Consider the following 13,432-nt stretch of genomic DNA (forward strand, 5'->3'; position numbering starts at 1 on the left):
GTCAGCGGACTGGGCCGCTTCGCTGAGGGAAGGAAAAGGACCGCGGCCGCGCTACTTTTGCACTGCGGGAGCCGGGGCGCCGAGCGTCGTCTGATGGCTGGCCGAGGCCGAACGCCGGTGGTCGATCATCGAAACCGCGAGCGCGGCAATCACGGCCGGAATCGCGATGGCGACGAAGTTCTGCTGCAGCGGCAGCGCCATGCCGACCAGCATGCCGATCACGATCGGCGCGAGGATGGCGCCGCTGCGGCCCACGCCCGAGGCCCAGCCGATGCCGGTGCCGCGCGCCGCCATCGGATAGAACTGCCCCGCATAGGCGTAGGTCACGATCTGCGTGCCGATGGTCGAGGCACCGGCCAGGCCGACCAGCACGAACAGCACCGGCGTCGGCACCGGATAGCCGAGCAGCGTGATCGAGACCGCGGCCAGCCCATACATGCCGACCAGCACGTGCTTGATATTGAAGCGGTCCGCCAGCCAGCCGCCGCCGACGGCGCCGATCATCGCGCCGAAGTTCAGCACCAGCACGAAGGTCAGTGCGGAACCGAGGCTGTAGCCGGCGCTGGCCATCAGCTTGGCCAGCCACGAGCTCAGCGCATAGACCATGAACAGGCACATGAAGAACGCGACCCAGAACATCACGGTGCTGAAGCCGCGGCCGTCCTGGAACAGCTTGCCGATCGGCGCCTCGCCGGCCTTCAGCTCGGGCAGCGCGAAGCGGTCGTCGGCTTGCGGCCGGTAGGCCGGTTCGAGCCGGCTCAACACGTGCTTGACCTCGTCGAGGCGTCCCGAGCGGATCAGGAAGGGCATCGATTCCGGCAGCGACTTCATCACCATCGGGATCAGCAGCACCGGCAATCCGGCGGCGAGGAACACCGACTGCCAGCCGTAGCTCTCGATCAGGCCCTTGCCGACCACCGCGGCCAGCATACCGCCGACCGAGTAGCCGCTGAACATCAGCGTGACCATGGTGCCGCGGATCTTGCGCGGCGAGTACTCGGTCATCTGCGCGACGACGTTGGGCATCACGCCGCCGATGCCAAGTCCGGCGAGGAAGCGCGTGACGCTGAACGTCACCGGATCGCTGGTAAAGCCCGCCGCGGCGGTGAACACCGAGAACAGCACGATGCAGATCGCAATGGCCCAGCGCCGGCCAATGCGGTCGGCGATGGTGCCGAGGAAGATGGCGCCGAACATCATGCCGAACAGCGCGGAACTGACCATGAAGCCAGCCTGCGTCGCATCGACGCCCATCGACTGCATGATGGACGGCAAGGCGATGCCGGCCACGGCCAGGTCGTAGCCATCGAAGATGATGATCAGCGCGCACCAGAACAGCACGAGCCCATGAAAGCGGTTGAAGCGGGCCTCGTCGGCCAGCTGGTGGACGTCGATTTGACGCATCGGTTGTCTCCTTGCCGAGCTCGGATGGCTCGGCTTGTCATCGTGGATGTTGGCCTACTGCACCGTTTCGCCGACGAAATCGACGATCGCCGCGATCAGCGCATCGGGCTGATCGCGATGCGGCGAATGCCCGCAGTCCGGCAGCTCCAGCAGGCGCGTCTGCGGCACGCGGCGCGCGATGCCGCGGATCTGCTCGAGCGTGCCGTACTCGTCGTCGAGCCCCTGCACCGCCAGCAGCGGGCAGCTGATGCTCGCGATCTCGGCCTCGATCGACCAGTGGCGGAACGGCGGATGCAGCCAGATGCCATTCCATCCCCAGAAGGCCGAGTCCGGATCGTCGTGATAGCGCGCCAGACGCTGGCGCAGGTCGGTGTTCAGATAGGCTTCGCGCGCCTTCTCGATGCTGGAGACCGACAGGTCCTCGACGAGGATGTGCGGCGCCAGCACGATGGTCCCGCCGACGCGCGAGGGAAACCGGGCCGCGTACAGCAGCGCGATCGAGCCGCCATCGCTATGCCCCAGCAACCAGGGCGGGTCGGCCTCGGTGTCGATATGGAGCGCCGCGAGCAGCGCGGGCAGAACCTCATGCGCCTGGCGGTGCATGAAGTCGGGCTGCCACACCTCGTCGGCGGCCCGCGGCGTCGAGCGTCCATAACCGGGCCGCGAATACACCAGTCCGCGGCAATCCAGCGCCTCGCACACCCGCTGCGGGAAGTCCCGCCACATCGCCACCGAACCCAGGCCCTCGTGCAGGAACACCAGCAGCGGGGCGTCGCGATTCGTCTTGCCGTCCGTGCCCAGCCATTGATATTCGATCCGCACCGGGCGGCCCGCCCACTCGATCTCGACGAACTCGACCGGTGCGCTCATTGCAGCCCCGCCAGTGCCAGTTGCCCATCCGGCGACAGCAGCACGTTCGAGGCGACGCCGGCGTCGGGCTCGCCGGGCTGCGGATGTTGCTGCTGGTGTTGCTGCTGCTCCCGCTCGCGCTCGCGCAGCCGGAAGCGCTGGATCTTGCCGGTCGCGGTCTTCGGCAGGCCGTCGACGAACTCGATCAGGCGCGGGTACTTGTACGGCGCCAGCCGTTCCTTGACGAAGGCCTTCAGCTCGGCCTCGTCGCATTGCGTACCCGGCTTGAGCACGACGAAGGCCTTGCTGCGCGTCAGCCCCTGCGCGTCGTTGACGCCGATCACCGCGGCTTCCAGCACTGCCGGATGCTGCATCAGCGTGCCTTCGACCTCGAACGGCGAGACATAGATGCCGCTGACTTTGAGCATGTCGTCGCTGCGGCCCGCATAGCAGTAGGTGCCATCGGGGTTGCGCACGTACTTGTCGCCGCTCTTGGTCCAGCTGCCCTGGAAGGTTTCGCGCGACTTGTCGCGGTTGCCCCAATACATCAGCGCCGAGCTGGGGCCCTGGATATAGAGATCGCCGACCTCGCCGTCGGACACCGGCCGGCCTTCCTCGTCGCGCAATTCGATGGTGTAGCCCGGCACGGGCCAGCCGGTGGTGCCGTAGCGGACCTGGCCCGGCCGGTTCGACAGAAAGATGTGCAGCATCTCGGTCGAGCCGATGCCGTCGATGATCTCGCAGCCGAAATGCGCGGTGAAACGCTGGCCCAGCTCGGCGGGCAGCGCCTCGCCGGCCGAGGAGCACAGCCGCAATGCGACCTGTTCGCGCGCGGGCAGCGCGGGCGAGGCCAGCATGCCCGCATAGCCGGTCGGCGCGCCGAAGAAGACCGTGGCGCGATGGTCGAGCCAGCGCCGGAAGATCGCCTCGGGCGTCGGCCGCTCGGCCATCAGCACCACGGTGGCGCCGACGCTCAGCGGGAAGGTCAGGCCGTTGCCCAGCCCGTAGGCGAAATACAGCTTGGCGGCCGAGAAGCAGATGTCGTCTTCGGTCAGGCCCAGAATCGGCTTGGCGTAGAGCTCGGCGGTCCAGTACGGGTTGGCCTGGCTGTGCAGCACGCCCTTGGGCCGGCCGGTCGAGCCGGACGAGTAGAGCCAGAAGCCGGGATCGTCGGGACCGGTCGCGGCGGCAGCCGCCTGCGGCGCATGGTCGGCGATCAGGGTATCGAGCGGGATCGTGCCGGCGGGCGGGGCGTCTTCGGGGCGCGACACGATCACGTGGTCGAGTTCATGGCCGCCTTCCGCCGCCGCCTTCGCCATCGCCTGCTCCAGCACCGGCAGCAGCGCCGCCGACACCAGCGCCGCGCGGGCGCGGCTGTGCTGCAGCATGTAGGCGTAGTCGTCCGCGGTCAGCAGCGTGTTGACCGCGACCGGAACGATGCCGGCGTAGATCGCGCCAAGAAAGCAGACCGGCCAATCGCTGCAGTCGTGCATCAGCAGCAGCACGCGTTCCTCGCGACGTACACCGAGGGTTTGCAGCGCGGTGGCGAACCGGCGCACGCGCTCGGCCAGCTCGCCGTAGCGCAAGGTGCCTTGGTCGTCGATATAGGCGATCTTGTCGCCGCGTGTTGCGTTGGCTTCCAGCAGGTACTGGGCGAAGTTGAAGGGCGCGGTGGGTGCTGCCACCGGCGTCGGGCTGGAGCCCGGCGCGGTTGCTGTCAGTGTGGTCGCGGTAGTCGTCGTTGCGGCTGCCATGCGTTGTCTCCCCATCTGTTCTACGAATGCTGCAAATGCTTCGAATGCTTCGAATGCTTCGAATGCTTCGAATGCTTCGAATGCTTCGAATGCTTCGAATGCTTCGAATGCTCAATGTCTGCGGCGCGAGCGTGGCCCGCTGTCGGCTCCTTACAGTCGGTCCAGTACGGCCGTGCTCGCCTGCACGGCGCTGCGGCGATGGTAGAAATTCAGTGCGCGCAGGCCGCCCAGCTCCTCGCCGCCACCGGCGCGGCCGGGGCCGCCATGCAGCGATTGCGGCATCACGTTGCCGTGGCCGGTATGCAGTTGCGCGACATCGGGCGAGATCACGTGAACGCGGCCGTGGCTGTCGGCAAGCTGCAGCGCCGCCGCAGCGAGCGCCGCGGGGTCGCTGCCATAGAGCGAGGCCACCAGCGAGCCTTCGCCGCGGCGAGCCAGCTCGAAGGCATGGCCGGCGTCGATGCCGTCCTCGCCTTGCCGCTCGCGATAGGCCATCAGCGTGGCGACCGGGCCGAACACTTCGATCTGATGCACCAGCGCGTTGCCATCGGGATCGCGCGTGCCCAGCAGCGTCGGACCGATGCAGCAGGCCACCGCCGGGTCGGCATCGATCAGCGCCTGGCCGGCGCCATCGTGCAAGGTCTGCGTCTGTGCCTGCAATTGCGCCAGGCCGTCCTTCACGGTGGCCAGTTGCACGCGGCTGACCAGCGAACCCATGCGTACCTCGGGATGGCGCGGATTGCCGACGGTGATCTCGCGCAGCTTCGTCGCGATGGCTTCCCCGGCGGCGTCGTACAGCGACTCGGGCACCAGCACGCGGCGGATCGCCGTGCATTTCTGTCCCGACTTGACGGTCATCTCGCGCACGACTTCCGAGGCCAGCAGCGGCAGCGTATCGTTGCCGCCGGCCTCGCGCGGCAACAGCAGCGCCGAGTTGACGCTGTCCGCCTCGATATTGACGCGCACCGAGCGCTGCGCGATCGCCGGATGCGAGCGGATCTGCGCGGCGGTCTGCGCCGAGCCGGTGAACGACACCACGTCGAACGGCTCCAGCGCATCGAGCAGCCCGTCAGAACTGCCGCAGACGATCGACAGCGCGCCCGGCGGCAGGATGCCGGCCTCGACCACATCGCGGACCATGCGGTGGGTCAGCCAGGCGGTGGACGTGGCCGGCTTGACGATCACCGGCACGCCCGACAGCAGTGCCGGCGCGGCCTTCTCCCACAGTCCCCAGGAAGGGAAGTTGAACGCATTGATGCACAGCGCGACGCCGCGCGTGGGCACCAGCACGTGTTGCGACTGGAACAAGGGATCCTTGCCGAGCCGCGCCGCTTCGCCGTCGAGCAGGTAGCGCCGATCGCCGAGCGTCTCGCCCAGCTTGGCATAGCTGCCCAGCGTGAAGATCGCGCCGTCGATATCGACGGCGGAATCGCGCTTGACCGTGCCGCTGTTGGCGGTCGCGATCTCGTAATAGGCGTCGCGGTGTTGCTGCAGCACCTGCACGACGGCGCCCAGCAGTTGCGCACGTTCGCGATAGGTCAGTGCCCGCAGCGCGGCGCCGCCTCGCTCGCGTGCGAAGGCGAAGCCCTCGGCCAGATCGAGCCCGGTGGCATCGACGCGCGCCAGTTCGTCGCCCAGCACGGGGTCGAAGAGGGCCGTACCCTTGCCGCTGCCATGCTGCCAGCGGCCGGCCAGATAGCTCGGTAGCAATTCGCTCACGCTGCCTCCTGTCGGGTGAATTCGATGCGCCCTTCGGGCAGCAGGTAAAGGACCAGCGCGCGGCCGTTCGACACCGTGGGGCGATGGGCGCTGCCGGGCGGACACACCAGCCAGCCGGCAGGCCGTCCGTCGAAGCGGGCGTCGCCCTCGATGGGCATGATCAGATCGATTTCGCCTTTGGGATGGGTGTGATGCGGACCGGCGATATCGTTCATGTCGACCACGTCGACCGAAAAGCCATGCAGGTCGTCGGCGGGTTTGAAGATGCGGCCGTAACGGATGCCGGCGCCTTCGCGATCGCACAGCCAGCCTTCGGCCACGCCGGTTTCGCAGGCGGCTTTCAGTGCGCGGTAGGACTCGGTATCGGGGCCGTATTCGGCGTTGAGCCAGGCATCGAGCTCGGTGTCGAGCGGACGGCCGGCGAGGCGGGCCGTCAGTTGCGCCAATTGCTGGCGGAAGGCCTGGGCGGCCGGTGGGAGAGTGGGGGACATTGGCAAGCGCTCCGTGAAATCGGGGAAAACCGAACCGGTTTGCACGTCTGCTGTTAATGCATTATTGTGCATGGGCGAACCATAGAGGTCGACGCTGACCGTGTCAAGAACTATATTGCAGTGGTGGCGGCCAATGCACCGATGCATGGAAGGGGAGCGGCCTGGCGAACAGACGGGGGTATAGGGCTTATTGGGCGGGACTGCTTTGTGGTCTTCCTCATGTAATGACGCCGTCGCCACCCTCTATATGCAGTAAAGCGCAGCAAAGCTGTCACCCTTCAACATGCACAATAATTCTTGACGGTACGCAAGATGCTGCACTATGATGCGTGACATCGGATTCAGAATCCATGCACTATCGTGCTTCGCGGCGCGAGGTGCATCACCTGAACAGACAGCGATGTCAGCACAGAGAACAGGAGACAATGCCGTGACCCAGGTCCCCCGCGTCGACTACCAGACCGACCCCTCCCAATACAAGCACCTGAAGCTGCGGTTCGACGGACCGGTCGCCACGCTGGTGCTCGATATCGACGAGAACGCCGGACTGCGTCCCGGCTACAAGCTCAAGCTCAACAGCTACGACCTCGGCGTCGACATCGAGCTGAACGACGCGCTGAACCGCATCCGCTTCGAACATCCCGAAGTGCGCAGCGTCGTGATCACCAGCGGCAAGGAGAAGGTGTTCTGCTCGGGTGCCAACATCTTCATGCTCGGCGTCAGCAGCCACGCGTGGAAGGTCAACTTCTGCAAGTTCACCAACGAGACGCGCAACGGCATCGAGGATTCCTCGAAGCACAGCGGCCTGAAATTCCTGGCCGCGGTCAACGGCGCCTGCGCGGGCGGCGGCTATGAACTGGCGCTGGCCTGCGACGAAATCCTGCTGGTGGACGACCGCTCGTCGGCCGTCAGCCTGCCCGAAGTGCCGCTGCTGGGCGTGCTGCCGGGCACCGGCGGCCTGACGCGCGTCACCGACAAGCGCCATGTGCGTCACGATCTGGCCGATATCTTCTGCACCACGACCGAAGGCGTGCGCGGCCAGCGTGCCAAGGACTGGCGCCTGGTCGACGAGATCGCCAAGCCCGCCGTGTTCGCGCAGAAGGTGCAGGAGCGCGCGCTGGCGCTGGCCGCGCAGAGCGACCGGCCCGCGGATGCCCAGGGCATCGCGCTGACGCCGCTGGAGCGCACCGTCGACGCCGATGCGCTGCGCTACGGCTATGTCGACGTGCAGATCGATCGCGCCGCCCGTACCGCCACGTTCACCATTGACGCCCCGCGCGGCCCGCAGCCCGAGACCCCGGCCGCGATCGCCGAAGCGGGCGCCGCATGGTATCCGCTGCAGCTGGCGCGCGAGCTCGAGGACGCGATCCTGTCGATGCGCACCAACGAACTGGAAATCGGCACCTGGCTGATCAAGACCACCGGCGACGCCGATGCGGTGCTGCAGATGGACGCCACGCTGCTGGCGCATCGCGACCACTGGCTGGTGCGCGAAACGATCGGCCTGCTGCGCCGCACGTTCAGCCGCCTCGACGTGTCGTCGCGCAGCCTGTTCGCGCTGGTCGACGAGGGCACCTGCTTTGCCGGCTCGCTGCTGGAACTGGCGCTGGCCTGCGACCGCATCTACCACCTGGCGCTGCCCGACGACGAGGCGCGCGCGCCGAAGATCACCGTCGGCGAGACCAACTTCGGCCTCTATCCGATGGTCACCGGCCAGAGCCGCCTGGGCCGCCGCTTCTACGACGAAGCGCCGGCGCTGGAAGCGGTGCGCGCCAAGGCTGGCCAGCCGCTCGATGCGGATGCCGCCTTTGCGCTGGGCCTGGCAACGTCGAACCCGGACGACATCGACTGGGCCGACGAGCTGCGCATCGCCATCGAGGAACGCGTGGCGATGTCGCCGGACGCGCTGACCGGCATGGAGGCGAACCTGCGCTTCAACGGCCAGGAAACCATGTTCACCCGCATCTTCGGCCGGCTGACCGCCTGGCAGAACTGGATCTTCCAGCGGCCCAACGCCGTCGGCGACAAGGGCGCACTGAAGGTCTACGGCAAGGGCGACAAGGCGGCATTCGACTGGAATCGCGTCTGACCCGCAGGTCGGCGACGCGGCAACGACACAACGCTCAACGGCACAACGACATATCACCGGGAGACCAACGATGTCCGGTATCAACTACAGCGACAAGATCCCCAACAACGTGAACCTCAGCGAAGACCGCACGCTGCAGCGCGCGCTGGAACAGTGGCAGCCGAACTACCTGAGCTGGTGGAACGACATGGGGCCGGAAGGCTCGCAGGGATTCGACGTTTATCTGCGCACCGCGATCAGCGTCGATCCGCAGGGCTGGGCGCAGTTCGGCTACGTCAAGATGCCGGACTATCGCTGGGGCATCTTCCTGAACCCCGCCGAACAGAACCGCAAGATCCATTTCGGCGACCACAAGGGCGAGGACGCGTGGCAGGACGTCCCCGGCGAATATCGCGCCAATCTGCGCCGCATCATCGTGACGCAGGGCGATACCGAGCCGGCCTCGGTCGAGCAGCAGCGCCATCTGGGGCTGACCGCGCCGAGCATGTACGACCTGCGCAACCTGTTCCAGGTCAACGTCGAGGAAGGCCGCCACCTGTGGGCGATGGTCTACCTGCTGCACAAGTACTTCGGCCGCGATGGCCGCGAGGAAGGCGAGGCGCTGCTGGAGCGCCGCAGCGGCGAGCAGGACAACCCCCGTATCCTGCAGGCGTTCAACGAGCGCACGCCGGACTGGCTGTCGTTCTTCATGTTCACCTACTTCACCGACCGCGACGGCAAGTTCCAGCTGTGCGCGCTGGCCGAGAGCGCCTTCGATCCGCTGGCCCGCACCACGAAGTTCATGCTGACCGAGGAAGCGCACCACATGTTCGTCGGCGAATCGGGCGTGTCGCGCGTGATTCAGCGCACCTGCCAGGTGATGAACGAGCTGAAGACCGATGACCCGGCCAAGCTGCGCGCCGCCGGCGTGATCGATCTGCCGACGATCCAGCGCTATCTGAACTTCCACTACAGCGTGACGATCGACCTGTTCGGTGCCGACGAGTCGAGCAATGCCGCGACCTTCTACAGCACCGGCCTGAAGGGCCGTTTCGAGGAAGGCAAGCGCAACGACGACCATCTGCTGAAGGACAGCACCTATCGCGTGCTGCAGGCCGCCGGCGGCCAGCTGGTCGAGAAGGAAGTGCCGATGCTGAACGCGTTGAACGAGGTGCTGCGCGACGACTACATCAAGGACAGCGTGGCGGGCGTCGAGCGCTGGAACCGGGTCATCGACAAGGCCGGCATTCCGTTCCGGCTGAAGGTTCCGCACAAGGCCTTCCACCGCAATATCGGTGCGCTGGCCGGCGTCAAGGTGTCGCCGGACGGCCGCGTGATCTCCGAGGCCGAATGGCAGGCCAATGTCGACCAGTGGCTGCCGAGCGAGGACGATCGCGCCTTCGTGGCCAGCCTGATGGGCCGCGTGGTCGAGCCGGGCAAGTTCGCGAACTGGATCGCGCCGCCGGCGATGGGCGTCAACCGCCAGCCGGTGGATTTCGAGTACGTACGCTTCAATTGAGCGGCAGCAATAACGGCAGCAATAACGACAGCGACCGCGCGTGACAGAACGTAGCGCCGAGCCGCGGCAGCATCTGGAGACCGCCATGGATATGGCAGACATGCAAATCATCAAGCAGCATCTGATCGACCCCGAGATCTGCATTCGCTGCAATACCTGCGAGATGACCTGCCCGGTCGGCGCGATCACGCACGATTCGCGCAACTACGTGGTCGATGCCGACAAGTGCAATCTGTGCATGGCCTGCGTGTCGCCGTGTCCGACCGGCTCGATCGACAACTGGCGCATGGTGCCGCGCACGCGGCCCTATACGCTGGACGAGCAGTTCGGCTGGGACACGCTGCCGGAAGAGCTGAGCAGCGAGCAGCTGGCCGCAAGCGGCGTCGGTGCAGAGGCGATTGCCGAAGCCCAGGCCCTGGAGGCGGTGGAGGAGCCGGTCGATCCGGCCCTGGCGCAGATCGCGCCGTTCAACAGCGCGCAGTACGGTGCCACGCTGCCGCCGTGGTCGGCCGCGCATTGCTACACCAATCTGTACGGGCCGAAGTCGGCGATCAAGTCGGTGACGGCCACCGTGGTCGGCAATGTGCGCGTAACCGAAGTCGGCCGCGACTACGACACGCATCATCTGGTGCTGGACTTCGGCGCGATGCCGTTCCCGGTGCTGGAGGGCCAGTCGATCGGCATCGTGCCGCCCGGCGTCGACGAACAGGGCCGCCCACATCATGCGCGCCAGTACTCGGTGGCGAGCCCGCGCAATGGCGAGCGCCCAGGCTACAACAATCTGTCGCTGACGATCAAGCGCGTGCTCGAAGACCACCAGGGCAATCCGGTGCGCGGGGTCGCCTCGAACTATCTGTGCGACCTGCAGGTCGGCGACACGGTCGAGGTGATCGGCCCGTTCGGCAACAGCTTCCTGATGCCGAACCACCCGCGCTCGAACATCGTGATGATCTGCACGGGCACCGGCAGCGCGCCGATGCGGGCGATGACCGAATGGCGGCGGCGCCTGCGCAAGTCGGGCAAGTTCGAGGGCGGCAAGCTGATGCTGTTCTTCGGCGCCCGCACCCAGGAGGAGCTGCCTTACTTCGGTCCGCTGCAGAACCTGCCCAAGGACTTCATCGACATCAACCTGGCGTTCTCGCGCACGCCGGGCCAGCCCAAGCGTTATGTGCAGGACGTGATGCGCGAGCGCGCCGCCGATCTCGCCGCGCTGTTGGCCGATCCGGACAGCTACTTCTATGTCTGCGGCCTGAAGAGCATGGAGGAGGGCGTGGTGCTGGCGCTGCGCGATATCGCCGAGCAGGCAGGTCTGGATTGGGAGGGGGTGGCCGCATCGCTGAAGCGCGAAGGGCGGCTGCATCTGGAGACGTACTGACCTCGCCGGGACGGGCTCGGTGTTGCGAAGGCCGGCCGCCGCGGAAACGCGGGGCCGGCCTTGTTCGTTCAGCCCGTTCCTTCAATCGGTCTCTTCAATCGGTCCCTTCATTTGGTCCAGCCTGGGCGATGCTCGCCCAAATCGGGCACGTGATCGTCGCCATCGGGCAGGCCGAGCGAGAAGCGCACCGGAAAGCGGACCGCGATGCGATGCTGGTCCGGGTCCGACACCTCCCGCACCGTGCCGCGCGCCTGCACGTGCGGGTCTTGCAGCAGTTCTTCGGCGTTCAGCACCGGCGAGATCGGCAAATCGACGCCGGCCAGCAGGTCCAGCCATTGCGCCAGCGTGCGGCTGACGAAGATCTGCGCCAGCAGCGCATTGACCTCGACCTTGTGACGCTGCCGGCCGGCACGCTCGGCAAAGCGCGGATCCTTCAGCGATGGAAACTTCTGGCCCAGCGCGTCGCACAGGTTCAGCCAGAACTTGTTCTCCAGAATGCCGAGCGCCAGATGCCGGCCGTCGCGCGTCTCGAACAGATCGTTCTCCGGCATCACCGTGGGCGAGCGCAGCGGGGCGTCGGCATGCTGGCGTGCGGCCCAGGCGCCGTGCGCGGTCCAGGACAGCACCGCATCGTGGATCGAGACATCGAGATGCTGGCCGCGTCCGTGCTGGCGCGCGCTGAGGATGGCGACGGTCAGCGCGAGGGCGGCGTAGCTGGAGGCGGCATAGTCCGATACCCGTACGCGCGGCCGCGCGACCTTGTCGCGGACCTGTACCGGCGCCGCCCAGTAGCCCGCCAGCGCCAGATAGTTCAGATCGTGGCCGGCATGGTCGGCATACGGGCCGGTCTGGCCGAAGCCCGAGATCGAACACAGCACGATGGCCGGATTGACCTTGGCGAGTTCGGCGTAGTCGAGACCCAGACGCTGCATCACGCCGGGACGAAAGCCCTCGACCACGGCGTCGGCATCGCGCACCAGGTCGAGGAAGGCCGCACGTCCCTCGGGTTGCTGCAGATTGAGCGCGATCGAACGCTTGCCGCGATTGAATTGGGCGAAGACGGAGGTGCCGAGGGAGCGCGAGGTATCGCCGACGCCGGGCCGCTCGACCTTGATCACGTCGGCGCCCAGCTGCTGCAGCTGCAGCGTGGCGTGCGGGCCGGGCAGCAGCTGGCTCAGGTCGATGATCCTGACGTCCTTCAGGCAGGACCAGTCCGGCTTGGTTGGTGGCGTGGTCGATATCATCGCGGCGACCGCTCAGCCGATGTCGGCCGTCATGCCGATATCGCGCATCAGCGATGCGTAGCGTTTGGTCTCGGCGGAGACCATCTCGCGGAATTGCGCCGGCGAGGCGCTGCGGCGCAATTCGCCGGCGCTGGCCTCCAGCATCGCATCGAGCTTGCCGCTGGCCTGCACCTCGTTGATCGCGGTGAACAGCCGCTGCGTCAGCGCCGCGGGCATGCCCGCCGGCGCGAACAGGCCACTCCAGTTGTCGAGCACGAAACCGGGAGGCAGCGCCTCGGCCAGCGTCGGCACATCGGGGAAGTAGCGCGAGCGCTCGGCCGTGGTAACCGCCAGCGCGCGGACCTGGCCGTTGCGCAAGTACGAGGTCGCGGTGCTGAGCACCGGCATGCCGAACTGCGTCTGCCCGGTCAGCATCGCCGTCAGGATCTCGGGCGCGCCCTTGTACGGCACGTGGACCGCATCGGTACCGGTCTGATGCAGCAGCGATTCGACGGCCAGATGGGCGATGCTGCCTTTGCCGCCGGAGCCGTAGTTCAGCTTGCCCGGCGCGCGTTTCATCGCCGCGATCAGATCGGCCGCGGTGCGGTACGGCGAATTGGCCGGCACCACCAGCGCGGTCGGGCCGCCCGACAACGGCGCGATGCAGGTGAAGTCGCGCGCCGGGTCGTACGGCATCTGCTTGTACATATGGATGTTGATCACATGCGTGTTGGCCAGCACGCCGAGCGTGTAGCCGTCCGCCGTGGCGCGCTTCAGGGCCCTGCCGCCGATGATGCCGCCCGCGCCGGGCATGTTTTCGACCACCAGCGGCTGGCCGAGCTTCGGCGCCAGCTCGGCCGACAGTGCGCGCGCCATGTTGTCGGGCGAGGTGCCGGCCAGGAAGGGAACGATCAGCCGGATCGGCCGGTTGGGGTAGCCGTCGGCGGCGTACGCGCGCGGCAGGATGCCGCCCAGTGCCGCGGCGCCCGCGGCGGCAAGCCATGTTCTGCGATGCATTTGGTGTCTCCTG

General features: G+C 67.0%; 10 protein-coding genes. 3 read left to right on the forward strand and 7 right to left on the reverse strand.

The genetic code is table 11. From position 1 onward, the window contains the following. Positions 1-51: 51 nt before the first annotated feature. From J5T34_RS18630 to J5T34_RS18650, 5 genes are all read right to left on the reverse strand, one after another. Positions 52-1,404, reverse strand: a complete 1,353-nt coding sequence (locus J5T34_RS18630; RefSeq protein WP_208581652.1) for an MFS transporter — start codon at positions 1,402-1,404, stop codon at positions 52-54. 54 nt (positions 1,405-1,458) lie between these two features. Then, entirely contained in the window at positions 1,459-2,274 is an 816-nt protein-coding gene (locus J5T34_RS18635; protein WP_208581654.1) for an alpha/beta fold hydrolase, read from the reverse strand. Continuing rightward, the gene (locus tag J5T34_RS18640) at positions 2,271-4,007 is read right to left on the reverse strand and encodes a benzoate-CoA ligase family protein (RefSeq protein WP_244259054.1); all 1,737 of its coding nucleotides are present in this window, start codon (positions 4,005-4,007) and stop codon (positions 2,271-2,273) included. The genes J5T34_RS18635 and J5T34_RS18640 overlap by 4 nt, the downstream gene beginning before the upstream one ends. Positions 4,008-4,157: 150 nt before the next feature. Further along, positions 4,158-5,726 carry a 3,4-dehydroadipyl-CoA semialdehyde dehydrogenase gene (locus J5T34_RS18645; RefSeq protein ID WP_208581656.1) on the reverse strand — a complete coding sequence of 523 codons (1,569 nt, stop codon included), beginning with the start codon at positions 5,724-5,726 and terminating at the stop codon, positions 4,158-4,160. Continuing rightward, positions 5,723-6,217, reverse strand: coding sequence for a DUF4863 family protein (locus J5T34_RS18650; RefSeq protein ID WP_208581658.1), 495 nt, complete (start codon positions 6,215-6,217; stop codon positions 5,723-5,725). Before J5T34_RS18650 ends, J5T34_RS18645 begins: the two co-directional genes overlap by 4 nt. Before the next feature lie 430 nt (positions 6,218-6,647). On the opposite strand from J5T34_RS18650, the gene boxC reads away from it, so the two are divergent. The 3 genes from boxC to boxA all read left to right on the forward strand — a co-directional run bounded on the left by boxC (position 6,648) and on the right by boxA (position 11,179). Continuing rightward, positions 6,648-8,306 (forward strand): 2,3-epoxybenzoyl-CoA dihydrolase, encoded by a 1,659-nt coding sequence (gene boxC / locus J5T34_RS18655; RefSeq protein WP_208581660.1) that lies wholly within the window; start codon positions 6,648-6,650, stop codon positions 8,304-8,306. Positions 8,307-8,376: 70 nt separating this feature from the next. Continuing rightward, complete coding sequence (gene boxB, locus J5T34_RS18660; protein WP_208581662.1) at positions 8,377-9,804, forward strand: benzoyl-CoA 2,3-epoxidase subunit BoxB; 1,428 nt, start codon at positions 8,377-8,379, stop codon at positions 9,802-9,804. An 85-nt stretch (positions 9,805-9,889) separates the two neighbouring features. Further along, the gene (gene boxA, locus J5T34_RS18665) at positions 9,890-11,179 is read left to right on the forward strand and encodes a benzoyl-CoA 2,3-epoxidase subunit BoxA (protein ID WP_208581664.1); all 1,290 of its coding nucleotides are present in this window, start codon (positions 9,890-9,892) and stop codon (positions 11,177-11,179) included. Between the two features lie 107 nt (positions 11,180-11,286). On the opposite strand, the gene J5T34_RS18670 is transcribed toward boxA, so the two are convergent. Further along, positions 11,287-12,423, reverse strand: a complete 1,137-nt coding sequence (locus J5T34_RS18670) for a CaiB/BaiF CoA transferase family protein (RefSeq protein WP_208581666.1) — start codon at positions 12,421-12,423, stop codon at positions 11,287-11,289. Between the two features lie 12 nt (positions 12,424-12,435). Further along, positions 12,436-13,419 carry a tripartite tricarboxylate transporter substrate binding protein gene (locus tag J5T34_RS18675; RefSeq protein ID WP_208581668.1) on the reverse strand — a complete coding sequence of 328 codons (984 nt, stop codon included), beginning with the start codon at positions 13,417-13,419 and terminating at the stop codon, positions 12,436-12,438. Between the last annotated feature and the right edge of the window lie 13 nt (positions 13,420-13,432).

This window comes from Cupriavidus gilardii, from assembly GCF_017598945.1.
GTDB classification, from domain to species: domain Bacteria; phylum Pseudomonadota; class Gammaproteobacteria; order Burkholderiales; family Burkholderiaceae; genus Cupriavidus; species Cupriavidus gilardii_E.

Coding starts and splice junctions, on each gene's coding strand:
- boxA (WP_208581664.1), top strand. CDS start 9,890: ATGGATATGGCAGACATGCAAATCATCAAGCAGCATCTGATCGACCCC.
- J5T34_RS18630 (WP_208581652.1), bottom strand. CDS start 1,404: ATGCGTCAAATCGACGTCCACCAGCTGGCCGACGAGGCCCGCTTCAAC.
- J5T34_RS18675 (WP_208581668.1), bottom strand. CDS start 13,419: ATGCATCGCAGAACATGGCTTGCCGCCGCGGGCGCCGCGGCACTGGGC.
- J5T34_RS18650 (WP_208581658.1), bottom strand. CDS start 6,217: ATGTCCCCCACTCTCCCACCGGCCGCCCAGGCCTTCCGCCAGCAATTG.
- boxB (WP_208581662.1), top strand. CDS start 8,377: ATGTCCGGTATCAACTACAGCGACAAGATCCCCAACAACGTGAACCTC.
- J5T34_RS18640 (WP_244259054.1), bottom strand. CDS start 4,007: ATGGCAGCCGCAACGACGACTACCGCGACCACACTGACAGCAACCGCG.
- J5T34_RS18670 (WP_208581666.1), bottom strand. CDS start 12,423: ATGATATCGACCACGCCACCAACCAAGCCGGACTGGTCCTGCCTGAAG.
- J5T34_RS18635 (WP_208581654.1), bottom strand. CDS start 2,274: ATGAGCGCACCGGTCGAGTTCGTCGAGATCGAGTGGGCGGGCCGCCCG.